Source organism: Streptomyces sp. NPDC096324 (assembly GCF_044763015.1).
GTDB lineage: Bacteria > Actinomycetota > Actinomycetes > Streptomycetales > Streptomycetaceae > Streptomyces.
In genome coordinates this window covers 125,505-148,227 of sequence record NZ_JBIWFK010000014.1, presented here as the reverse complement: position 1 = coordinate 148,227, position 22,723 = coordinate 125,505, and the positions used below count along the sequence as shown (strand labels likewise).

Sequence of the window (22,723 nt, the reverse complement as noted above, 5' to 3'; positions counted from 1 at the left end):
GAGCACCGCGGTCGCCCCCGGCCCGCCGCCCTACTTCACCTCCAGCTCCAGGAGCCGGTCGTCGCCCTTCACGGGGGTGCCGCGGCCGTCGGTCTCGCTCGTCGTCAGCCAGAGCTTGTCGCCGCCCGCGGAGACGACGGTGCGGAGGCGGCCGTACTTGCCCGTGAGGAAGGCCTCCGGCGCCGCGGACGCCTCGGTGCCGTTCAACGGGATGCGCCACAGGCGTTCGCCCTTGAGGGCCGCCATCCATATCGACCCCTCGGCGTAGGCGATCCCGCTCGGGGAGGCCTCGTCGGTCTTCCACTGGACGATCGGGTCGTGGTACGCCGAGTTGTGGCTGATCCCTTCCACCACCGGCCAGCCGTAGTTGTCGCCGGGCTTGATCTGGTTCAGCTCGTCCCAGGTGTCCTGGCCGAACTCCGAGGCCCACAGCCGCTGTTTGTCGTCCCAGGCGAGACCCTGGACGTTGCGGTGCCCGTACGAGTACACGACCGAGTCGGGGAACGGATTGCCCGGCGCGGGCTCGCCCTCCGGCGTCATGCGCAGGATCTTCCCGCCGAGCGACTTCTTGTCCTGGGCCAAACCCCGGTCACCCGTCTCACCGGCGCCCGCGTAGAGCATTTTGTCCGGACCGAAGGCGATCCGGCCACCGTTGTGGATCACGCCCTTGGGAATGCCCTTGAAGATCGTGTCCGGCGCCCCGAGCTGCTCACCTGACGGCTTCCGCTCGTCGTACAGCATGCGCACGATGCGGTTGTCGGAGGCCGTGGTCAGGTATGCGTAGATCATGTGGTCGGAGGCGTAGTCCGGCGAGAGGGCGATACCGAGGAGACCGCCCTCGCCGGCCGGCGCCACCCCCGCGACCTCGCCCAGCAGCGTCTTCGCGCCGGTCTTCTCGTCGACCCGGGTGATCGTCCCCTTGTCCCGCGAGGACACCAGCAGACCGCCGTCGGCCAGCGGCGCGAGGCCCCAGGGGGTGTCCAGGTTCTCGGTGACGGTGCGCAGGACCCGCACCGAGCCCTTCGCGGGCGGTGTCGGCCCGGCGGTGGCGCTCGGGGCGGAGGACGCGTGGGACGCGTCGCCCCCGATGCCGGGCGGCTTGCCCGAGCCGCCCGTACCTCCCCCCTCGCCGGAGGAACAGCCGGCCGTCACCAGAAGCACGCTCGCGGCCAACACGACTGTCACTGCTCGAACTTGCACCATCAGGGTCCCTTCGACGCGGCGGTCCACCTGTTCATACACCGCTCGCGTCTCCCGGGTTCCCGGTCCGGCCGGGAGATCCGCGCCGGGCTCCGGAAGCGCCGCTCAGTCCCAGGATCCCAGGGCCCCCGGCAACGCCGCCACCTCGGCGAGATCCTCCGCCGTCAGCCGCAGCCCGGCCGCCCCCGCGTTCTCGGCGACCCAGCGCTCCCGCTTGGCCCCCGGCACCGGGACGACGTGCGGTCCCTGCGCCAGGACCCACGCCAGCGCCACCTGCGCGGGCGTGACGGGACGGGCGCCGCCCCCGTGCCGCCGGGCGACGCGCCGCAGACCGACGACGATGGGCTGGTTCGCGGCCATCATCTCCGCCGTGAAGCGGGGGTGGCGGGCCCGCGCGTCGTCGGGCTCGAAGCCCTCGCCGGGGGTCAGCGTCCCGGTCAGGAAGCCGTTGCCGAGCGGCATCGCGGCGAGGAACCCGACCCCGCGCGCCGCACACCACGGCAGCAGCGCGTCCAGCGCCTCCGCCGACCACACCGACAGCTCGGCCTGCACGGTGCTCACCGGGAAGACCTGCTGCACCCGCTCCAGCAGCCGGATCGTCCCGTCGTGCGGCCGCGCCCCCGCCCGGCGGCCGGACCCGGCACCCACCGCGCACAGCCCGAGCGAGCGGACCTTTCCGGCCGCGACGAGCTCGGCCATCGCGCCCCACGTCTCCTCGACCGGCACTTCCGGGTCCGCGCGGTGCAGCTGGTAGAGGTCGATCACATCCGTCTGGAGCCGGCGAAGCGACGCGTCGCACGCCCGTTTCACATAGCCGGGGCGGCCGTTGGCCACGAGGTGCTGGTCGCCCACCAGCAGGCCGACCTTGGTCGAGACGAAGGCCTCGGCGCGCCGTTCCCTCAGGACGCGTCCCAGGAGCAGCTCATTGGTGAAGGGCCCGTACATGTCGGCCGTGTCGAGCAGGGTCGACCCCCGGTCCAGTGCCGCGTTCACCGCGCGCAGCGACTCCTCGCCACGCTGTTGTGACCCGGTGTAAGCCCAGCTCATCGGCATGCATCCGAGTCCGACCGCCCCCACATCGAGCGCCGCGGCCCCGATCGTTCTGCGCTCCACCTGGCCGTGCTCCTCCTTCTGCCGGACCCCAACCTAACCTCTGCGCGCATGAGCGCCTGGCATAACCTCCTGACCATGACTTCCGATGTCTGGCTCCCCTTCCACGCGGACGAGATCGACGGACTCCCGAAGGGCCTCAACTACCGTTTCTGGGACGGCGGCCAGGAGTTCCCCGCGGATCCCGCCGACTGCGTGTTCTACGTCGTGCCCTACATGAAGCCGTCCGCCGTCTCGCAGCGGCCTATGGCCGAAATGACGTCGGTGCGGACCGTGCAGACCCTCTCCGCGGGCGTCGACCACGTCCTGCCGAGCCTCAACGCCCTGCCGTCCGGCGTGGAGTTGTGCAACGCCCGGGGGGTGCACGAGGCGAGCACCGCCGAACTCGCGCTCGCCCTGATCCTCGCCTCGCTGCGCGGGATCCCCGACTTCGTGCGCGGCCAGGACAAGCAGGAGTGGCGCTCGGGCTTCCGTCCCGCACTGGCCGACAAGTCCGTTCTCATCGTGGGGTACGGGTCCATCGGGTCGGCCATCGAGGACAGGCTCGCGCCGTTCGAGCTCGCGCGGGTGGCGCGCGTCGCACGCTCCGCCCGTGCCACGGCGCGCGGTCCCGTGCGCCCCCTCACCGAACTGCCCTCCCTCCTCCCCGAGTTCGACGTCGTCATCCTGTCCACGCCGCTCACTGACAGCACCCGCGGCCTGGTGGACGCCGGCTTCCTGTCCCGGATGAAGGACGGCGCGCTCCTGGTGAACATGGCCCGCGGACCCGTCGTCGACACGGACGCGCTGCTCGGCGAGCTGAAGAGCGGGCGCATCACCGCCGCCCTCGACGTCACCGACCCCGAACCGCTGCCCCCGGGCCACCCGCTGTGGCACGCGCCCGGCGTGCTCATCAGCCCCCATGTCGGGGGCCCGACCTCGGCGTTCTGGCCGCGCGCCAAGCGACTGCTCGCCGATCAGCTCACCCGCTTCGTGAACCGGGAGCCGTTGCGCAACGTGGTCCTTACCACCGGCACCTGAGCAACGCCCTGTTCGCTCGCCGTCCGCCTCGGGCACTCTCCGCAGTTCCCCGAACGCGGGCCGTGTCGGCATAGTCCCTGGTCGTTACGGAGCGTAGAGGAACTATGTCCCTGAGTGACGAGACTGGTGTATCGTCCGGACAGGGGCTGCGCCGCGCACCGTTCGGCGCCGGGGACGGACTTTGAGACTGCGAGGGGGGCGACGGGCGATGCACGGCCTATGGACCAACGATCCGACGCGGCGGGGCCGCCGCCGACGACGACCCTGGCGCGCGGCCACGCACAGCGGCGGTCACGGCAGCCATCACCACCGCAGGCATCCGGGCCGCCGGAGGCACGGACACCCGGCGTGCCGGGACCGGCGGGACCCCGGGGCGCGGACCGGGTGGGCCCGGTGAGCTCCCCCGGAGCGCTGCTGATCCGTCGGACGGTGTTCGACGGTGGGACGGGCCTGTTCTCGCAACTCGTGCTGGCCCTGGTGTGCGCGGCCTACGCCGTCGGTTCCGCGCTCGGCTGGGGCTCCACGAGCCTCGCACTGGTCATGGGCGACTTCGGGCTGAGCGTCGCCGCGGGCACCGCGGCGGTCTCCTGCTTCCTCTACGCCCGTCGCCGCCGCAGCCGCTTTCGACCCGCGTGGCTGCTGTTCGCCCTCTCCTCGGCCATGGCCTCGCTCGGCAACCTGGTCTGGGGATGGTACGAGGTCGTCCTCGACCGCCCCGTGCCCACCCCGAGCTACGCCGATCTGTTCTTCCTCTGCTTCGCGCCGCCCGCCATCGTCGGACTGCTGGTGCTCGCCAAGCGGCCCGTCACCAGGGCGGGCTGGGTGTGTCTCGCGCTGGACGCCTGGCTCATCGGCGGATCGCTGCTCACCCTGTCCTGGAGTCTGGCGCTCGCCCAGGCCGCGCGGTTCGACGGGCCGAGCGTCGCGCACACCGCGCTGTCCCTCGCGTACCCGCTGCTGGACATCGCGCTGGTCAGCATGGTGCTCGCGCTGCACTTCCGGCGCTCGTCGGTGAACAGGTCGGCGGTCAACACGGCGATCGGGGCGCTCGCCCTGACCGTGATGTGCGACGCGCTGTTCACCTCGCCCCTCCTGCACAACAGTTACCACTCGGGCCAGCTCCTCGACGCGGGCTGGTTCGCCGGCTCGCTGCTCCTCGCCTACGCCCCCTGGGTCGTCACCCGGCACGGGCACGAGAGCGAGGAACACCCCGGCGAGGAGCACACCACCGGCGAGCACGGCGCCGGCATCGACGCGTACGGCCCGGACCCGCGCGGACCCGAGGGCCCCGAACCGAGCGGACCCGACCCGCGCCGACCGGACGGGCCGGGCTCGGAGGAGCACGCGCGCGTGGCCCACGAGGGCATCCCCGGACAGCGCAGGGAAGGGCAGCACGGGCTCCCGGGGAGCCGTGTCCCGCCCGGGTCCCAGGGCGCCCGTCCGGCGCCCGGACAAGGGGCCCCGCAGGAGCGGCCCGGGTCCCACGACGGCCAGGAGTGGCACGAGGAGCCGGACCCACGCCACGGAGGGCAGGGCGGACCCGCGCCGGCGGACCCCCAGGGCCCGGGCCGCTCCCCGGCGGCGCGTCCGATCACCGGATCGCTGGCCGCCCTGACGCCCTATCTCGCCGCCGCCGTCTGCACGTTGGGGATCCTGTACAACATCCTCAACGGACGCAGGGTGGACCGCGTGGTGCTCGTCACCGCCGGTCTCGTCGTCCTCGCCCTCGTGGTGCGCCAGGGCATCATGCTGCTCGACAACATCACCCTCACCCAGGAACTGGCCCAGAAGGAGAACCACTTCCGCTCCCTGGTGCAGGGTTCGAGCGACGTCATCATGATCGCCGCACCGAACGGCATCCTGAGATACGTCAGCCCGGCCGCCGCCGGGGTCTACGGCCGTGACGCCGAGGAACTGGTCGGCTCCGAACTCGCCTCGCTCATCCACCCCGAGGACCTCGGCTGCGTGGTCCACGAGGTACGGCGCTTCCTCGCGACCAGCCATGCCGAGGAACCCACCACCCGGATCGAGTGCAGGTTCCGGTCCGGCGACGGCGGCTGGCTCAACGTGGAGTCCACCGTCAACCGGCACCACGGCGGCCTCATCTTCAACAGCCGTGACGTCACCGAACGCGTGCGGCTCCAGGCGCAGTTGCAGCACAACGCCGAGCACGACCCGCTCACCGACCTGCCCAACCGCGCGCTGTTCACCCGGCGCGTCCAGCAGGCCCTGTCCGGGCGCCGCTCCACCGACCGGGGCACCGCCGTCCTCTTCATCGACCTCGACGGCTTCAAGGCCGTCAACGACACCATCGGGCACCAGGCCGGCGACGAACTCCTCGTCCAGGCCGCCCGCAGACTCCAGGACTCCGTCCGGCACGGCGACACCGCCGCCCGGCTCGGCGGGGACGAGTTCGCGGCCCTGATCGTCGGTGACGGGGGCCGCGACCGCACCGCCCGTGAGCAGCAGGTACGGGAACTCGCCGACCGTCTGAGGATCAGGCTCTCCCAGCCCTACTGTATTGACGGCAACGATGTCCGGGTCGCCGCGTCCATCGGCGTCGGCTTCGCCGAACCGGGCCTCGGAGCGGGTGAGTTGCTGCGCAACGCCGACCTCGCCATGTACCGCGCCAAGGCGGCCGGAAAGGGGCGCGTCGAGCTCTACGCGCCCCAGATGCAGCAGGACGTGGTCCGCAGGGCGGAGCTGGCGACCCGGCTGCGCTCCGCGCTGCAGGACGGCGAGTTCGCGCTGCTGCACCAGCCCGTGGTGTCGCTGGAGAACGGCCGGATCGCGTCGGTCACCGCACAGGCGCGCTGGCGTTCCTCCCAAGGGGTGCTCTTCACCCCCGCCGAGTTCCTGCGGGTCGCCGAGGACAGCGAGAGGACCGCCGAACTCGGCCGCTGGATGCTCGACGAGGCCGTCGGGCAGGCCGCCGAACGCACCGCCGCGGGCGTCGCCGTGCCGGTCACGGTCCGGATGACCGCCCGGCGTCTGGTGGACCGCTCGATGCCGCTGGGCTCCGTGGAGTCCCTGCTGACCCGGCACGGGCTCGCCTCGGGCGGTCTGATCGTCGAACTGTCCGACACCGATCCGAGGGTTCCCCTGGACGAGCTGGAGCGCCGGCTGAACGCGCTGCGGCGCCTCGGTGTGCGGATCGCCCTGGACGGCTTCGGCAGCGGCTACGCGGCGATCACGGCACTGAGGCGGCTCCCCGTCGACGTCCTGCGGCTCGACAGGAGTCTGGTCGAGGGGGTCGTCGAGTCCGCCCGGCTGCACAAGATCACCAGCGGGCTGCTGCGGATCGCCGCCGATCTGGGACTCCAGTCCGTGGCCGACGGGGTGGATCTTCCCGAGCAGGTGGTCGCCCTGCGCGCGATGGGCTGCACCCATGGACAGGGCATGGCGTTCTCCGGGCCCCTGGACGAGTACCGGCTGCGCCGAGCGCTCTCTTCCGGCCACTATCCGGTGCCGAACGGCCCCGCCGAGCCGGTCTTCGCCGGTGGCGGGGGCGCGGCGGTGTATACGGGAGGAGTGCCTGTCGTCCTGGGGGGCGGAACGACCCTCCGCTCACATAATGAGACTCCCGTCCCACCCACTTGACAGTCGGTGCGTGCCGGGGGGAGGGTCAATGCCATGCGCACCCGAATTCTCGTACTTGGAAAGCGCGTCGGCTGAAGCTAGGTGGCCTCCGGAAAGGTCCGGAACACCCAGCGACCGCACCCGGCGCGCTCCCCTCGCTTGCCTCACGGCACGAGGGGTTTTTTGTTGCACAGGCATCAGTCGTACACCGCACAAAAGTCGCAAAAACCCTCAGCATCGAGAAGAGAATGCCGATGACCGAGCAGGCCACCGGGGCCCACCATCCGCAGCCGCGGCCCCGTTCCGGAGGACAGCAGTCCGCCCCCGAGCACGTCACGGGCGCGCAGTCCCTCATCCGCTCGCTCGAGGAGGTCGGGGCCGAGACCGTATTCGGCATTCCCGGCGGTGCGATCCTTCCGGCCTACGACCCGCTGATGGACTCCAAGCGGGTGCGGCACGTGCTCGTGCGCCACGAGCAGGGCGCCGGCCACGCGGCCACCGGCTACGCGCAGGCCACCGGCAAGGTCGGCGTCTGCATGGCGACCAGCGGCCCCGGCGCGACCAACCTGGTCACCCCGATCGCCGACGCGCACATGGACTCGGTGCCGCTCGTCGCGATCACCGGTCAGGTCGCGTCCAAGGCGATCGGCACGGACGCCTTCCAGGAGGCGGACATCGTCGGCATCACGATGCCGGTCACCAAGCACAACTTCCTGGTCACCAAGGCCGAGGACATCCCGCGGACGATCGCGGAGGCCTTCCACATCGCCTCCACCGGCCGGCCGGGCCCCGTCCTCGTCGACATCGCCAAGGACGCCCTCCAGGCCCGGACCACCTTCCAGTGGCCGCCCACCCAGGACCTGCCCGGCTACCGTCCGGTGACCAAGCCGCACGCCAAGCAGATCCGCGAGGCGGCCAAGCTGCTCAGCCAGGCCAGGCGGCCCGTGCTGTACGTCGGCGGCGGCGTCCTCAAGGCGCACGCCACCGCCGAGCTGAAGATCCTCGCGGAGCTCACCGGAGCGCCCGTCACCACCACCCTGATGGCGCTCGGCGCGTTCCCCGACAGCCACCATCTGCACGTGGGCATGCCGGGCATGCACGGTTCGGTCACCGCCGTCACCGCGCTGCAGAAGGCCGACCTGATCGTGGCCCTCGGAGCCCGCTTCGACGACCGCGTCACCGGCAAGCTGGACAGCTTCGCCCCGTTCGCCAAGATCGTCCACGCCGACATCGACCCGGCCGAGATCGGCAAGAACCGCGCCGCCGACGTGCCGATCGTCGGAGACGCCCGCGAGGTCATCGCCGACCTGGTCCAGGCGGTCCAGAAGGAGCACAGCGAGGGGAACACCGGCGACTACACCGCCTGGTGGAGCGACCTCAACCGCTGGCGCGAGACCTACCCGCTCGGCTACGAGCAGCCCGACAACGGCCAGCTCTCCCCCCAGCAGGTCATCGAGCGCATCGGACAGCTCGCCCCGGAGGGCACGATCTTCGCGGCCGGCGTCGGCCAGCACCAGATGTGGGCCGCGCACTACATCCAGTACGAGCACCCCTCGACCTGGCTGAACTCCGGCGGCGCCGGAACGATGGGCTACGCGGTCCCGGCCGCGATGGGAGCCAAGGCCGGACAGCCGGACCGTACGGTCTGGGCGGTCGACGGCGACGGCTGCTTCCAGATGACCAACCAGGAACTCACCACCTGCGCCCTGAACAACATCCCGATCAAGGTCGCCATCATCAACAACGGCGCCCTCGGGATGGTCCGCCAGTGGCAGACCCTCTTCTACAACCAGCGCTACTCCAACACCGTGCTGCACAGCGGCCCGGACGCGGACGGCAAGCAGCCGAGCGCCGGCACCCGCGTCCCCGACTTCGTGAAGCTGTCGGAGGCCATGGGCTGCCACGCCATCCGCTGCGAGTCCCCGGACGACCTCGACAAGGTGATCGAGGAGGCGAACTCGATCAACGACCGCCCGGTCGTGGTCGACTTCATCGTCCACGAGGACGCGATGGTGTGGCCGATGGTCGCCGCCGGCACCTCCAACGACGAGGTCATGTTCGCCCGGGACGTCCGCCCCGACTTCGGCGACAACGAAGACGACTGAGAGAGAGCCGAGTCAGACCCATGAGCAAGCACACCCTCTCCGTCCTCGTCGAGAACAAGCCCGGTGTCCTCGCCCGGATCACCGCCCTGTTCTCCCGGCGCGGCTTCAACATCGACTCCCTCGCCGTCGGTGTCACCGAGCACCCCGAGATCTCCCGCATCACCATCGTGGTGAACGTGATCGAGGAACTTCCGCTCGAACAGGTCACCAAGCAGCTCAACAAGCTCGTCAACGTCCTGAAGATCGTCGAACTGGAACCCGGTTCGGCCGTTCAGCGGGAACTCGTTCTGGTGAAGGTGCGCGCCGACAACGAGACGCGCTCCCAGATCGTCGAGATCGTTCAGCTGTTCCGCGCCAAGACCGTCGACGTCTCCCCGGAGGCCGTCACCATCGAGGCCACCGGCGGCGCCGACAAGCTGGAGGCCATGCTCAAGATGCTGGAGCCGTACGGCATCAAGGAGCTCGTCCAGTCCGGCACGATCGCGATCGGACGCGGGGCGCGTTCGATCACCGACCGGTCGCTGCGCGCACTGGACCGGTCGGCCTAGCCCAGGAGATACCGCCGTACGGGCCGGCCGCCCACCCGGCCCGCCCGTATAGCGAGACCCGAGAACTTCATTCCCCCGCCCGCCGTACGGTGGGACGCAACACCGGAAATACCGGAAAACAAGGAGAACCCCAGTGGCCGAGCTGTTCTACGACGACGACGCCGACCTGTCCATCATCCAGGGCCGCAAGGTCGCGGTCATCGGCTACGGCAGCCAGGGTCACGCCCACGCGCTGTCGCTGCGCGACTCGGGTGTCGACGTCCGCGTCGGTCTGCACGAGGGCTCCAAGTCCAAGGCGAAGGCCGAGGAGCAGGGCCTGCGCGTGGTGACCCCGTCGGAGGCCGCCGCCGAGGCCGACGTCATCATGATCCTGGTGCCGGACCCGATCCAGGCCCAGGTCTACGAGGAGTCCATCAAGGACAACCTCAACGACGGCGACGCGCTGTTCTTCGGCCACGGCCTGAACATCCGCTTCGACTTCATCAAGCCGCCGGCCAACGTCGACGTCTGCATGGTCGCCCCCAAGGGCCCCGGTCACCTGGTCCGCCGCCAGTACGAGGAGGGCCGCGGCGTTCCGTGCATCGTCGCCGTCGAGCAGGACCCGACCGGCAACGGCCTGGCGCTCGCCCTCTCGTACGCCAAGGGCATCGGCGGCACCCGCGCCGGCGTCATCAAGACGACCTTCACCGAGGAGACGGAGACCGACCTGTTCGGTGAGCAGGCCGTCCTCTGCGGTGGCACCGCCGCCCTGGTCAAGGCCGGCTTCGAGACGCTGACCGAGGCCGGCTACCAGCCGGAGATCGCGTACTTCGAGTGCCTCCACGAGCTGAAGCTCATCGTCGACCTCATGTACGAGGGCGGCCTGGAGAAGATGCGCTGGTCCGTCTCCGAGACCGCCGAGTGGGGCGACTACATCACCGGCCCGCGCATCATCACGGACGCCACCAAGGCCGAGATGAAGCAGGTCCTCGCCGAGATCCAGGACGGCACGTTCGCCCGTAACTGGATGGACGAGTACCACTCGGGTCTGAAGAAGTACAACGAGTACAAGACCCAGGACGAGAACCACCTCCTGGAGACCACCGGCAAGGAGCTCCGCAAGCTCATGTCGTGGGTCAACGACGACGAGGCGTAAGCCTGGGGAAGGGGCCGGAGCGGCATGCTCCGGCCCCTTCGTCGAACCCCGGGTAACGCCCGTGGACAGGGTGTTGGACATACCGTCCAGCCACGGACGGGTGATCCTTCCGCGGAGGCGCAGGACGACCTGCGCGGCGCCACTACACTGCACAGCAACAACGCGTCAGGCCCACAGCGTCGTGCGTCTTCCACGCGGCTCGAGCGACCCCCCCCAAGAAGTGCAGGCACACCCCGGGGCCGCTGCAAACCCTCCACCGCCTGCGGCCGTCGGGACGGCCGTCCGCATTGGACTTGTGAGGACTCACGTGAGCTCGAAACCTGTCGTACTCATCGCTGAAGAGCTGTCGCCCGCGACCGTAGACGCCCTGGGCCCGGACTTCGAGATCCGGCACTGCAACGGCGCGGACCGTGCCGAGCTGCTGCCCGCCATCGCCGACGTCGACGCCATCCTCATCCGCTCGGCCACCAAGGTCGATGCCGAGGCCGTCGCCGCCGCCAAGAAGCTGAAGGTCGTCGCACGAGCCGGCGTCGGCCTGGACAACGTCGACGTCTCCGCCTCCACCAAGGCCGGCGTGATGGTCGTCAACGCGCCCACCTCCAACATCGTGACCGCGGCCGAGCTGGCCTGCGGTCTCCTCCTCGCCACCGCGCGCCACATCCCGCAGGCCAACACGGCGCTGAAGAACGGCGAGTGGAAGCGCAGCAAGTACACCGGTGTCGAACTCGCCGAGAAGACCCTCGGCGTCGTCGGCCTCGGCCGCATCGGCGCGCTCGTCGCCCAGCGCATGTCCGCCTTCGGCATGAAGGTCGTCGCCTACGACCCCTACATCCAGCCCGCGCGGGCCGCGCAGATGGGCGTGAAGGTCCTCACCCTCGACGAGCTGCTCGAGGTCTCGGACTTCATCACCGTGCACCTGCCGAAGACCCCCGAGACCCTCGGTCTCATCGGCGACGAGGCCCTGCACAAGGTCAAGCCGACCGTGCGCATCGTCAACGCAGCGCGCGGCGGGATCGTCGACGAGGAGGCGCTGTACTCGGCGCTCAAGGAGGGCCGCGTCGCCGGCGCCGGCCTCGACGTGTACGCGAAGGAGCCCTGCACGGACTCCCCGCTGTTCGAGCTCGACGAGGTCGTCTGCACCCCGCACCTCGGCGCGTCCACGGACGAGGCCCAGGAGAAGGCCGGTATCTCCGTCGCCCGCTCGGTGCGCCTCGCCCTCGCCGGTGAGCTCGTCCCCGACGCGGTCAACGTCCAGGGCGGCGTCATCGCCGAGGACGTCAAGCCCGGTCTGCCGCTCGCCGAGAAGCTCGGCCGCATCTTCACCGCCCTCGCGGGCGAGGTCGCGGTCCGCCTCGACGTCGAGGTGTACGGCGAGATCACCCAGCACGACGTCAAGGTGCTCGAACTCTCCGCGCTCAAGGGCGTGTTCGAGGACGTCGTCGACGAGACCGTGTCGTACGTCAACGCCCCGCTGTTCGCGCAGGAGCGCGGCGTCGAGGTCCGGCTGACCACGAGCTCCGAGTCGCCCGACCACCGCAACGTGGTCACCGTGCGCGGCACGCTCGGCGACGGCCAGGAGGTCGCGGTCTCCGGCACGCTGGCCGGCCCGAAGCACCTCCAGAAGATCGTCGCCGTCGGCGAGTACGACGTGGACCTCGCGCTCGCCGACCACATGCTCGTCCTGCGCTACGAGGACCGTCCCGGTGTCGTCGGCACCGTCGGCCGCATCCTCGGCGAGTCCAGCATCAACATCGCCGGCATGCAGGTCGCCCGCGCGGACGTCGGTGGCGAGGCCCTCGCGGTCCTCACCGTCGACGACACCGTGCCGCCGACCGTTCTCACCGAGCTCTCCGAGGAGATCGGCGCGACGTCGGCGCGGTCGGTCAACCTGGTCTGAGACCGGTTCGATACGGCTCGCACCCTGCGAGAGAGGGCCGGGACACCCACGGGTGTCCCGGCCCTCGGCCGTTGTGGACGCTCACGCGGACGGTGTCGTCTCCGGCTCGATCAGTCCCTCGCGGTAGGCGATGGCCACGGCCTCGGTGCGGCTCGCGGCACCCAGCTTGGCGAGGATGTTGGAGACGTGGACGCTCGCCGTCTTGCCGCTGATGAACAGCTCCTCGCCGATCTGGCGGTTGGTGCGCCCGCGGCCGAGCAGCCGCAGCACATCGCTCTCCCGGGCGGTCAGCGCGGCGATGCGTTCCCCGCCGGCCGGTGACTCGGCGAGGCGGCCGCGCCGAACGAGCGTGTCCAGGGCCTCGCGCAACGGCTCCGCGCCGAGGTGCACGGCGATGTCGTGGGCGGCGCGGGCCTGCTCGCCGGCCTCCTCCCGGCGGCCCGCCGCGAGAAGGGCCTCCGCGAGCCGCCGTCTGCTCCTGGCCAGCTCGTACGGATCGCCGTAGCCGAAGGCCGCGACCGCCCGTTCCCAGGCCGACACGTCCGGACCGCTGCGGGCCCGCAGCCACTCCGCCTCGGCGCGGGCGGACCAGGCCCGGCCCTCGGGCCCCTGCTCGGCGCCCTTGCCTCCGGCCGCCACGACCGTCCTCGCCAGCTCCACCAGCTCGGTCGCGGTGTCCGCCCAGCGGTCGCCGCCGGCCGTGTCGCCGTCGTGGCGCGCCTTCTCCGCCGCGTCTGCGACCGCCGACAGCGCGAGCGCCGCGAGCCGCACCACGACGGGCGGCGGGCCGGTGCCGGTGACGTCCGTGAGGGCCTCGGTGGCGGTGCGCAGCCGCCGTACGGCTTCCTCCGCGTTGCCGCCCTGGGCCGCCGCATCGGTCAGGACGATGCTCGCGACCATGGTCGACATCCAGTCGAAGGGCCGGTCGAGCAGGGCGCGGGCCCCGGCGACGGCCGCCTCCCGGGCGCCGCGGGCGAGGGTCACGTACAGAGCGGGGCCTGTGGCGATCCCGGCCGCCGCCGGGAGCAGTTCGGCGTCGTCCGCGGCCGCTCGCGCGCACGCGTCCCAGCGGCCGAACGTGTAGAGCACGAGCGACTGGAGATAGCGCAGCTCCAGGGCGTACGGCGAGGGGAGCAGACCGGCGCGACGGGCGCGGTCCACGCCGTCGTCGAGCCAGGTCAGGCACTCCTCCAGGTCGCCGGATTCGTATGCGCCGATGGCGAGGTTGAACAGGGCCCGCATCTCCACCGGGAAGTTCCCCGCGCCGTGGGCCAGTTCACGCGCCCGGCGCAGGCGTTCGCGGCCCTTCGGGGTGCGCCGGTTGTCCGCCTCCATGCCGACCAGGGAGATCGTCAGGTCGGCCTGGGCGTCGGCCAGCCGGAGCTGTTCGGCGGTGGCGAGCGCCTGCCGGGCGACCCGCTCGGCGTCCTCGTCCCGTCCCACCAGACGGGCCGCCATGACATGGGTGGCCGCAGCCCACACCCAGGTGTACGAGGGCGGTTCGGCGGGGATCAGGGCGAGCGCCTCGCTGCTGTACGCGAACGCGTCCTTCAGGCTGTCGATCCGCATCAGGTTGCCCGCGAGGGTGTACCGCACGCGGGCGGCGAGCTCGGAGTCGGCGTCCGAGCCGGCCCTGGCGAGCGCGTCACGGGTGAGGTGGACCGCGCGGTGCGTCTCCCCGGCCCGGGCGGCGGCGGCCGCGGCGCGCAGGGTGAGGGTGACCGGCCCGGCGCCCTCGGGGCGGGCGCCGGTGTCCACGGTCGGCCACAGTTCGAGTGCCGTCTCCAGATGGCGCAGCTCCTCGGCGGGAGCGCCGACGCGCTGGGCGTGATCGGCGGCTTCGAGGGAGGCGGTGAGCGCGTCGGGCAGGTCGTGGCTCTCGCGCGAGTGGTGGGCCCGTTCCGCCGCGTTCTTGGCCGAACCGGCGGGTCCCGCGAGGAGTCCGGCGAACCGGCTGTGCAGCCGCACCCGTTCGCCGGGCAGCAGGTCCGCGTACACGGCCTCGCGGGTGAGCGCGTGGCGGAACGAGTACGTCGCGTCGCCCCCGGGCACCAGGAGCTGGTGGCCGACGGCCTCGCGCAGCGCCGACTCCAGCTCGTCCTCCGGGAGTTGTACGGCGTCACGCAGCAGTTCGTGCTCGACGCGGCGCCCGGCGACGGCCGCCGTGCGCAGCACCTGCTGGGCGGTGTCGGTGAGTTGCTCGATGCGGATGAGGAGGACGTCGGCGAGTCCGCTGGGCATGGCGGGGGAGACGGGGGAGTCGTCGCCGGGGAGCGCGGCGAGCAGCTCCTCGGCGTAGAAGGCGTTGCCCTCGGCGCGCTCGACGATGCTGTGGACCGTGCTGTCGGAGACCGGGCCGGTGCGCAGCGCGCGCACGAGCCGGGCCACGTCGGCGTCGCCCATGGGCCGCAGCTCCAGCCGGTCGACGGCCGGCAGCCGGATCAGCTCGGCGAGCAGGGGGCGCAGCGGGTGGCGGCGGTGCAGGTCGTCCGCGCGGTACGAGGCGAAGACCGCGAGGCGCCGGGCCGGACCCCCGACCGGGGGCCGCTGGAGCACGCCCCGGCTGAGCAGGAAGCGCAGCAGGTCGCGGGAGGACTGGTCCGCCCAGTGGAGGTCCTCGATGATCAGCAGGAGCGGGGTGATGTCGGCCAGGTCGGCGAGGAGACCCGCGACGGCCTCGAAGAGGCGGAGCCGGCCGCCGGGGTCGGACGCGCCGCCGGGCCCCGGGCCGGAGCCGGTCAGCCGGTCCACCGCCGGGTGGGCCGCGAACGCCGGGGCGAGGCGCTCGTCGGCGGCCGCCGCGCCCAGGATCTCCGTGAACGGGAGGTACGGCAGGCCCACGTCGCCGAGGTCCACGCAGTGGCCGGTCAGGACCGTCGTCCCGGCGGCGGTCGCGTGCGCCGCGGCCTCCGTGAGGGTGCGGGTCTTGCCGACGCCGGCGTCACCGGCCACCAGGACCGCGTGCGGCTCGCCGCCCCCGGCGCGCTCCAGCACGCCGGTGAGCCGGGCGAGTTCGTCGCTCCGGCCGATGAACGGCGTACCGAAAGTCTGTGTCACAGGCCCATCCTGGCACGCCCCGCCGACAACTCCCCGGCGTCGCCTTCCTGATCGGGAGGGGACCGGGAGCCGCCCCGCCCGGCCGGGTGCCGTCACGCCGGTGCCGGGCGGACCGGGGTTCTCCGGTCCGCCCGGCGGGGGCGATGCAGGGTGCGGTCCGCCCGGTGGAGGGCGCTCGTGCGCTTCGTCCGTCCGGCGGGTGGGCGCTCGGGGCGCGCTCCACCGGGTGGCGGCGTCCAGGCCGCTCGGCACCGGGCGGCGGGCATTCGTTCAGGGCGTGGTCCGCCGCCCGGTGGACGGTTCGGGCGGCGGTCGGGCCGCTTCCGCCCGGTGGACGGTTCAGGCGGGGGTGAGGCCGCTTCCCTGCTCGGACGCCGCCGTCTCCAGCGGCTCGCCGGCTCCGGCGTCGGGGCTGTCGCCGTCCTCGCGCACCGCCACCTTGCGCAGGCTCGCCGCGGCGAGGGCGGCGGCGCCCAGCAGCAGGACCGCCCCCGCGACGGCCGCCGCCTGCATGCCGTGGGTGAAGGCCTCCCGTGCCGCGCCGGCCAGCGCCTGTCCGGCGTCGCCCGGCAGCCGTCCGGCCACGGCGAGCGCGCCGCCGAGCGTCTCGTGGGCCGCGGCCGGGGCGCCGGCCGGGATGTCGTGGCGGTAGACGGCCGTGCCGATGGAGCCCAGGACGGCCATGCCGAGGGCGCCGCCGAACTCGGCGCCGGTCTCCAGCAGGGAGGAGGCGGAGCCCGCGTTGCCGACGGGCACGGTGCCGAGGGCCAGGTCCATCATCTGCGACATCACAGTGACGATCCCGGAGGCGAGGACGCCAGCGCCGGCCAGCACCAGCCACAGGGAGTCGGTGCCGGCGAGGGCCAGCAGGCCGTAGCCGCAGGCGGCGACGACGAATCCGCCGGAGACGACGTGGGCGCGGTGGACGCCCTTCTGCACGAGGTGCGCGGAGACCGGCGCGGCCACGCCGACCAGGACGGTGGGGAGCAGGGCCCACAGTGCGGCGGCCATGGAGCTCTTGCCGAGCACCGACTGGAGGTACTGGGTGGTGAAGTACGCCGAGCCCATCATGCCGAAGGACGAGATCAGGTTGAGGACGACGGCGGGGGCGAAGCCGCGGCCGCGGAACAGGGCGGGGGAGATCAGCGGCGACTTCGCGGTGCGCTGGCGGTGCACGAACAGGGCGCTGAAGACCAGGCCGACGAGGACCGAGACGACGTACTCGGTCTTCCAGCCCTCGGACGGGATCTCCTTGACGCCGTAGATCACCGGCAGCACGGCGGCCATCGACAGCGGCACGCTGAGCAGGTCGAAGCGGCCGGGCTCGGGGTTCCTGGACTCGGGCAGCAGGAACGGGCCGAGGACCAGCAGCAGCGCCATCGCGGGCAGGTTGACCAGGAAGACCGAGCCCCACCAGAAGTACTGGACGAGGACCCCGCTCATCACCGAACCGAGGGCGATGCCGCCGGTCATGACGCCCGACCACAGGCCGATCGCCTTCGCGCGCTGTCCGGGGTCGGTGAACATCGTCCGGATGATCGCCATCGTCGACGGCATCAGGGTCGCGCCGCCCACGCCGAGGACCGCGCGGGCCGCGATCAGCATCTCGGCGCTGTTCGCGTAGGCGGCCAGCACCGAGGCGGTGCCGAACGCGGCGGCGCCGAACAGGAGGAGCTTGCGGCGCCCGATGCGGTCGCCCAGGGAGCCCATCGTCATCAGCAACCCGGCGAGCACGAACGCGTAGATGTCGAAGATCCAGAGCTGCTGGGTGCCGCTCGGCTCCAGGTCCGCGCTGATCGAGGGGATCGCGAAGTAGAGGACGGAGACGTCCATCGAGACCAGGAGCAGCGGAAGCATCAGGACGCCGAGGGCCGTCCATTCGCGGCGGCCGGCCGGAGCGCCGGGAGCGCCGGCGGCGGGAGTCGTGCTCGTCGGGTTCGTCATGGCAGGGACTGTACGCACGTCTTAAACGCTTGTCTAGTACGAGCGTTTAAGACGTGCGTATCAAACAGCTGTCCTTGACGGCTGTATGGGACGGTTGTCTGAATCGGGGGTAGGGTGGCCGGCATGGGACACCGTGAGGATCTGCTCGAAGGCGCCAAGCGCTGCCTGCTGGAGAAGGGCTTCGTGCGCACCACGGCGCGCGACATCGTCAAGGAGTCGGGGACGAATCTCGCGTCCATCGGCTACCACTACGGGTCGAAGGACGCGCTGCTCACGCAGGCCTTCGTGGAGCTGATTCAGGAGTGGGGCGAGAAGTTCGACCCGGCGTCGGCGCGCGAGGCCGAGCCGGGGGGTTCCGTGGAGCGCTTCCACAGCGTGTGGGCGCGGATGCTGGAGTCCTTCGAGGACTTCCGGCCCCTGTGGGCGGCCAGCATGGAAATCGCGACGCAGGGGGACCGGGTGCCGGAACTGCGGGATCTGATGGCGAAGGCCCAGATCGAGGGACGGTCCGGGCTGGTCGCGATGTTCACCGGGCGGGACGAGGGGACGCTCGACGACGCGACGGTGAAGTCGCTCGGCGGCTTCTACCAGGCGCTGCTCAACGGCCTGATGGTGCAGTGGCTCTTCGATCCGGCGAGCGCGTCCACGGCGGACGAACTCACCGACGGGTTGCGGCGCGTGATCGACGGGGCGCGCGAGGCGAAGTGAACCCGGCGGCCGCGCGACGGGCCTCCGCCCGAAGCCCACGCGTCGGCCGTTCGCCCGGGTACGGCCCGAAGCCCCCGCGTCGGCCGTTCGCCCAGGTGCCTCCCGAAGCCCAGGTGCCTCCCGAAGCCCACGAGCCGGCCGTTCGCCCGCGCGCCGGCCGCCTCGCCCGCGCGCCGGCCGCCTCGCCCACGAGCCGGCCGCCTCGCCCATCCGGTGGTCCCGCGCCCGTTCGTCGTTCGTCCGCCGGACCGGCCGGTCATCCCTTCGGCGCGGGGGTGCGCAGGTCCCGGACGGCCGGGACCAGCGCCACCAGCATCAACGCGCCCGTGACGGCGAAGGCCGCCGCGTACCCCACCGGTGCGGCGAGGGCGCCGAAACCGAGGGCGCCGACGCCCATGCCACCGTCGTAGGCGAGATTCCACAGCGCGCTGACCGTCCCGTAGTCGGAGGCGGGGACCCGTGCGTACATCAGGCTCAGTGTGGCGTTCTGGGCGATGCCGAAGCCGGCTCCGAAGACGGCCACCCCGGCCAGGACGGCGACCGTGCTCCCGGTGAACGCGGTGATCAGCATGCCGCCCGCCGACAGGAGCAGACCCGGCAGCACGAGCCCCGCGGGCCCGCGCCGGTCGCCGTACCGGCCGGCCGCCCACCGGGCCGCGGTCGACGCGGCGGGCTGCACGAAGAGGGCCGCCGCGACGACCCCGGAGGCGGCCGCGGGGACCGCCAGCGGCAGAAAGGTGACGATGATCCCGGTCGCCAGGGCCGTGGTCGCGAAGACGGCCGCGGGCCGCGCCAGCTCACCGGTGCGCAGCGCCGCCACCATCCCCACGGGCTTCTCCGAGGCCCGCTCCCGGCCGGGCAGGCCCGGCACCGACGCGACGGCGGCGAGCGCGACCACGCCGGCGACGAGGGCGACCGGGGTGAAGCCCACACGGCCGGCCAGCCACATGCCGAGCGGCAGGGCGATCAGGGACGGCACGCCCGAGACCACGCCCACCAGCGCCAGCCCCTCACCCCGCCGTCCGGCCGGGATCAGCGAGGCGGTCAGCGCCCCGCCGGCCACCAGCGTCAGAGCGAAGCCGAGACCGCGGACCAGGCAGACCAGCACGATCCACGCGAGCGAGTGCGAGAGGGTCAGGACGAGCGCCGGAGCCCCGAGCAGCGCGAGTCCGGCGACCAGCACCGCCCGGTAGCCGAAGCGCGCGACCAGGCGGGGAGCACCCAGTTCGCCGAGCACGGTGGCCAGCATCAGTGCGCCGGTGGCTGGGCCCGCCCCCGACGCCGTGGCGTAGGCGGGGACGACCGACAGCAGCAGGAAGAAGCTCGCCGACGCCCCGATCATGCTCACGAAGCGGAGCATCAGGGGCCGGGTGAGCAGCGGAGGCCGGCCGGCGGACCCGGCCACCGGTCCCGATCCGGTCACCGGTCCCGCCTCACCCGCCGGGGCGGGGGGCTCGGTCGAGGGCGGTGCGGGCGCCGGGTCCGGGGCCGGTGTGCGCGGGGTCGGCCGGGCGGTCCGTCGTGTCCGGGAAGGTGTCATGGGAACGACGCTAGGTTCCCGCCGGACCGCCGGTAAGCTCCAATTCCATGCCTCCGCAGTGGACCGGTTCGTCACCCGAGCTGCTGCTGTCCGTCGACCGCGACAGCGGCGAGCACCTGCGCGCCCAGCTCGAGCGCCAGTTGCGCCACGCGATCCGCACGGGCCGCCTCGGCCCCGGGGAACGGCTCCCCTCCTCCCGCGAACTCGCCCGCGAACTGGGTCTGTCACGCGGCCTCGTCCAGGACTGCTACGCCCAACTCCAGGCGGAGGGCTACCTGATGACCCGGGTCGGCTCCGCCACCCGGGTCGCGGCCGGAGCGCACGTGCCGCCCGCGCCCGTATCCCGGGACCGGGCCGCTCCGCGCCTGATCGCCGACTTCCGGCACGGCGTACCGGACTTGGGGAGCTTCCCGCTCGCCGACTGGCTTCGGGCGACCCGCGAGGCGGCCCGCGCGATGCCGACGTCGGGTCTCGACTACGGCGATCCGCGCGGGAGTTCGGTGCTGCGCGAGGTCGTGGCCGGATATCTGCGCCGGGTGCGCGCGGCCGCGGCCGACCCCGAGCGGATCATCGTCTGCTCCGGCTACGCGCAGGGGCTCGGACTGACCTTGCGGAGCCTGGCGCTCGCCGGGGTGCGGGTGGTGGCGTACGAGGATCCGGGCGGCCCCGCCACCGCGTCGGCCGCCGCCGGTGCCGCGGGTCTGAGGGCCGTGCCCGTACCGGTCGACGAGGACGGCGTCGACGTGCGCGCGCTCGACGCGACCGGGGCCCGCGCGGTCATCGTCACCCCGGCCCACCAGTGGCCCACCGGGGTGGTCCTCGCCCCCGGACGCCGGATCGCCCTGATCGAGTGGGCCATGCGCAGGGACGCGTACGTCATCGAGGACGACTACGACGCCGAGTTCCGCTACGACCGGGAGCCCGTGGGCGCGCTCCAGGGCCTGGCGGCGGACCGGGTCGTCTCGATCGGCACCGTCAGCAAGTCCCTCGCCCCGGCGCTGCGCATCGGCTGGATCCTCTGCCCGCCCGCGCTCGCCGCCTCGCTGACGGAGGCCAAGCGCCTGAGCGACCGGGGCTCCCCGACCCTCGATCAGCTCGCGCTGGCCGAGCTGATCGAGTCCGGGCGCCACGACCGGCATCTGCGCCGGATGCGCACGGTCTACGCGGCCCGGCGCACCGCCCTGGTCGACGCGCTGGCCGCACACGCTCCCGAGGTCCGGCTCACCGGGCTCGCGGCCGGCTTCCACGCGGTCCTGCATCTCGCGCCGGACGCCGACGAGCGGTCCGTCGTCGCCGCGGCCCGGGAGCGCTCCGTCGGCCTGTACGGCATGAGCGCGTGCCGCTCGGACGGGTCGGCGACACCACCCCGGCTGGTGCTCGGCTTCGGTGACGTGGGGGAGCGGGCGATCACCGAGGGCGTGGCGGCCGTCGGAGACCTGCTGACCGGCGGGGCCGGCCTGGACACGACCTAGAGCCGCGCCCCCTTCAACGCCATGTGCAGCAGCAGCCGGTCCTCGCCGTCGTCCAGGTCCAGGCCGGTGAGCTGCTCCACGCGGGACAGGCGGTAGTACAGCGTCTGGCGGTGGATGCCCAACTCGGCGGCCGTGCGCCCGGCCTGGCCCGCCCGGTCGAGGAACACCTCGGCCGTGCGCGCGAGTTCGCGGTGGGCGGTGCCCAACAGGGTGCTCACGGCGGGATCGTGGGCCGCGTCCGGCGGCAGGGCGGTGAGGAGCCGGAAGGGGCCGATCGCCCCCCACTCGGCGACCGGACCGAGCCGCGGCTCGGCCAGCACCGCACGCGCGGCCGCCGCCGCCTCGCGCCAGGCGGCCCCCAGCTCCCCGAGCCCCTCCCGGGCTCCGGCGACCCCGGCGGCCGCCGTCCCACCGGGGGAGGAGCCCGCTCCCGTACCGCTACCGGCGGAGGCGGCCCCCCGGTCGCCGCCGCGGACGCCCGCGGCCTCCCGTACGAACCGGCCGGCCGCCGTCAGCGCCGGGGTCATGACGTCCGGCGAACGCAGTCGGATCAGCAGGGCCAGGCTCTGGCCGGTGGTGCCCCACGGGATCGTGCACAGCGCGGTCGCGCCCGGCACCGTACGGGCGGACGGGGCGTCGTCCGGATCGGCCGAGGACCACGGAGCCACGCACACCACCGTGTGCAGACCCTCGCCGCGCGGACCGAGCGCCGTGCGCAGCTCGGCCACCGCCATGTCCCGCTGCCAGCCGCGCTCGGCGGTCAGCACGGCACGCAGCTCCCGGGTGAGATCCGCACCGGCCTGCGCCTCGTCCGCGAGCAGCGCGCCGAGGCGGGAGGCCACCTGCATGGCACCGGCGAGCTGTGCGTCCGTGGGCCCCGGGTCGTCGTCGAGCAGCCAGACATAGCCGAGGACGACGCCCCGGTGGCGCACCGGCAGACAGATCCGCCCCCGGTAGACCCCGGCCTCGGGGGTCGGCGGGATACGGACGGGCCCGGTCGCGCGGGTGATGCCGAAGCCCTCGAACCAGGTGCGGACCGCGGTGGTGGACCGCCGGGTGAGGATCGAGCGGGTGCGCACGGGGTCCAGGGCGGTCGGATCGAGGTCGTCCTCGCTGTCGTACGCGCCGAAGGCGATCAGCTCGAAATCGCGGTTCTCCAGCGTCGCCGGGACGCCGAGGAGCGCCGAGATCTCGTCGACCAGCTCCTGATAGTCGCCTCTGTGTTCACCGCTCACCCCGGTATTCTCGCGCATTTCCGGGAGCCCTTCATACATATGTCTGAGATCTGGGCCAGGGATGCGTGACAGCTGTCGATGGCCCAGGATCGGAGAGATCCCTAGGTTTCACGGTGGTTCTCCGTGCCGTACCCGAATCGTCGGGATTCGGCCTCCTGCTGACTTCGTTGTGG

General features: G+C 72.5%; 14 protein-coding genes. 8 read left to right on the top strand and 6 right to left on the bottom strand.

What is annotated here, in order from left to right:
- Positions 1-30: 30 nt before the first annotated feature.
- Complete coding sequence (locus ACIQ7M_RS32815) at positions 31-1,203, bottom strand: PQQ-dependent sugar dehydrogenase (RefSeq protein WP_403651071.1); 1,173 nt, start codon at positions 1,201-1,203, stop codon at positions 31-33.
- A gap of 102 nt (positions 1,204-1,305) precedes the next feature.
- Positions 1,306-2,313: an aldo/keto reductase gene (locus ACIQ7M_RS32810; protein ID WP_403651069.1), complete on the bottom strand. Its 1,008-nt coding sequence runs from the start codon at positions 2,311-2,313 to the stop codon at positions 1,306-1,308.
- A gap of 75 nt (positions 2,314-2,388) precedes the next feature.
- Between ACIQ7M_RS32810 and ACIQ7M_RS32805 the strand changes: the two genes are divergently transcribed.
- From ACIQ7M_RS32805 to serA, 6 genes are all read left to right on the top strand, one after another.
- The gene (locus ACIQ7M_RS32805; protein WP_403651067.1) at positions 2,389-3,330 is read left to right on the top strand and encodes a 2-hydroxyacid dehydrogenase; all 942 of its coding nucleotides are present in this window, start codon (positions 2,389-2,391) and stop codon (positions 3,328-3,330) included.
- A 219-nt stretch (positions 3,331-3,549) separates the two neighbouring features.
- Positions 3,550-6,930 carry an EAL domain-containing protein gene (locus ACIQ7M_RS32800; protein ID WP_403651065.1) on the top strand — a complete coding sequence of 1,127 codons (3,381 nt, stop codon included), beginning with the start codon at positions 3,550-3,552 and terminating at the stop codon, positions 6,928-6,930.
- Between the two features lie 227 nt (positions 6,931-7,157).
- Positions 7,158-9,014: an acetolactate synthase large subunit gene (locus ACIQ7M_RS32795; RefSeq protein WP_355761538.1), complete on the top strand. Its 1,857-nt coding sequence runs from the start codon at positions 7,158-7,160 to the stop codon at positions 9,012-9,014.
- Positions 9,015-9,034: 20 nt separating this feature from the next.
- Positions 9,035-9,562: an acetolactate synthase small subunit gene (ilvN, locus tag ACIQ7M_RS32790; RefSeq protein ID WP_261705560.1), complete on the top strand. Its 528-nt coding sequence runs from the start codon at positions 9,035-9,037 to the stop codon at positions 9,560-9,562.
- A 133-nt stretch (positions 9,563-9,695) separates the two neighbouring features.
- Complete coding sequence (ilvC, locus tag ACIQ7M_RS32785) at positions 9,696-10,697, top strand: ketol-acid reductoisomerase (protein WP_355761541.1); 1,002 nt, start codon at positions 9,696-9,698, stop codon at positions 10,695-10,697.
- A 307-nt stretch (positions 10,698-11,004) separates the two neighbouring features.
- On the top strand, positions 11,005-12,594 hold the full coding sequence (serA, locus tag ACIQ7M_RS32780; protein WP_403651062.1) for a phosphoglycerate dehydrogenase: 1,590 nt from the start codon (positions 11,005-11,007) through the stop codon (positions 12,592-12,594).
- A gap of 81 nt (positions 12,595-12,675) precedes the next feature.
- Here serA and ACIQ7M_RS32775 read toward each other — a convergent pair whose 3' ends face one another.
- Positions 12,676-15,651, bottom strand: coding sequence for a helix-turn-helix transcriptional regulator (locus ACIQ7M_RS32775; RefSeq protein WP_403651060.1), 2,976 nt, complete (start codon positions 15,649-15,651; stop codon positions 12,676-12,678).
- A gap of 339 nt (positions 15,652-15,990) precedes the next feature.
- Positions 15,991-17,595 carry an MFS transporter gene (locus ACIQ7M_RS32770; protein ID WP_403651058.1) on the bottom strand — a complete coding sequence of 535 codons (1,605 nt, stop codon included), beginning with the start codon at positions 17,593-17,595 and terminating at the stop codon, positions 15,991-15,993.
- A 123-nt stretch (positions 17,596-17,718) separates the two neighbouring features.
- On the opposite strand from ACIQ7M_RS32770, the gene ACIQ7M_RS32765 reads away from it, so the two are divergent.
- Positions 17,719-18,303: a TetR/AcrR family transcriptional regulator gene (locus ACIQ7M_RS32765; RefSeq protein WP_355761552.1), complete on the top strand. Its 585-nt coding sequence runs from the start codon at positions 17,719-17,721 to the stop codon at positions 18,301-18,303.
- Positions 18,304-18,559: 256 nt separating this feature from the next.
- On the opposite strand, the gene ACIQ7M_RS32760 is transcribed toward ACIQ7M_RS32765, so the two are convergent.
- Entirely contained in the window at positions 18,560-19,726 is a 1,167-nt protein-coding gene (locus tag ACIQ7M_RS32760; RefSeq protein ID WP_403651056.1) for an MFS transporter, read from the bottom strand.
- A gap of 164 nt (positions 19,727-19,890) precedes the next feature.
- Here ACIQ7M_RS32760 and ACIQ7M_RS32755 point away from each other — a divergent pair, with 164 nt between their 5' ends.
- Positions 19,891-21,315, top strand: a complete 1,425-nt coding sequence (locus tag ACIQ7M_RS32755) for a PLP-dependent aminotransferase family protein (RefSeq protein ID WP_403651054.1) — start codon at positions 19,891-19,893, stop codon at positions 21,313-21,315.
- On the opposite strand, the gene ACIQ7M_RS32750 is transcribed toward ACIQ7M_RS32755, so the two are convergent.
- The gene (locus ACIQ7M_RS32750; protein ID WP_403651052.1) at positions 21,312-22,568 is read right to left on the bottom strand and encodes a PucR family transcriptional regulator; all 1,257 of its coding nucleotides are present in this window, start codon (positions 22,566-22,568) and stop codon (positions 21,312-21,314) included. The genes ACIQ7M_RS32755 and ACIQ7M_RS32750 overlap by 4 nt on opposite strands.
- Positions 22,569-22,723 lie beyond the last annotated feature (155 nt).

What these genes read in the sequence shown, in the direction of transcription:
- ACIQ7M_RS32815 (WP_403651071.1), bottom strand. Translation starts at nt 1,203, where the DNA reads ATGGTGCAAGTTCGAGCAGTGACAGTCGTGTTGGCCGCGAGCGTGCTT.
- ACIQ7M_RS32805 (WP_403651067.1), top strand. Translation starts at nt 2,389, where the DNA reads ATGACTTCCGATGTCTGGCTCCCCTTCCACGCGGACGAGATCGACGGA.
- ACIQ7M_RS32800 (WP_403651065.1), top strand. Translation starts at nt 3,550, where the DNA reads ATGGACCAACGATCCGACGCGGCGGGGCCGCCGCCGACGACGACCCTG.
- ACIQ7M_RS32795 (WP_355761538.1), top strand. Translation starts at nt 7,158, where the DNA reads ATGCCGATGACCGAGCAGGCCACCGGGGCCCACCATCCGCAGCCGCGG.
- ilvN (WP_261705560.1), top strand. Translation starts at nt 9,035, where the DNA reads ATGAGCAAGCACACCCTCTCCGTCCTCGTCGAGAACAAGCCCGGTGTC.
- ACIQ7M_RS32770 (WP_403651058.1), bottom strand. Translation starts at nt 17,595, where the DNA reads ATGACGAACCCGACGAGCACGACTCCCGCCGCCGGCGCTCCCGGCGCT.
- ACIQ7M_RS32765 (WP_355761552.1), top strand. Translation starts at nt 17,719, where the DNA reads ATGGGACACCGTGAGGATCTGCTCGAAGGCGCCAAGCGCTGCCTGCTG.
- ACIQ7M_RS32755 (WP_403651054.1), top strand. Translation starts at nt 19,891, where the DNA reads ATGCCTCCGCAGTGGACCGGTTCGTCACCCGAGCTGCTGCTGTCCGTC.
- ACIQ7M_RS32750 (WP_403651052.1), bottom strand. Translation starts at nt 22,568, where the DNA reads ATGCGCGAGAATACCGGGGTGAGCGGTGAACACAGAGGCGACTATCAG.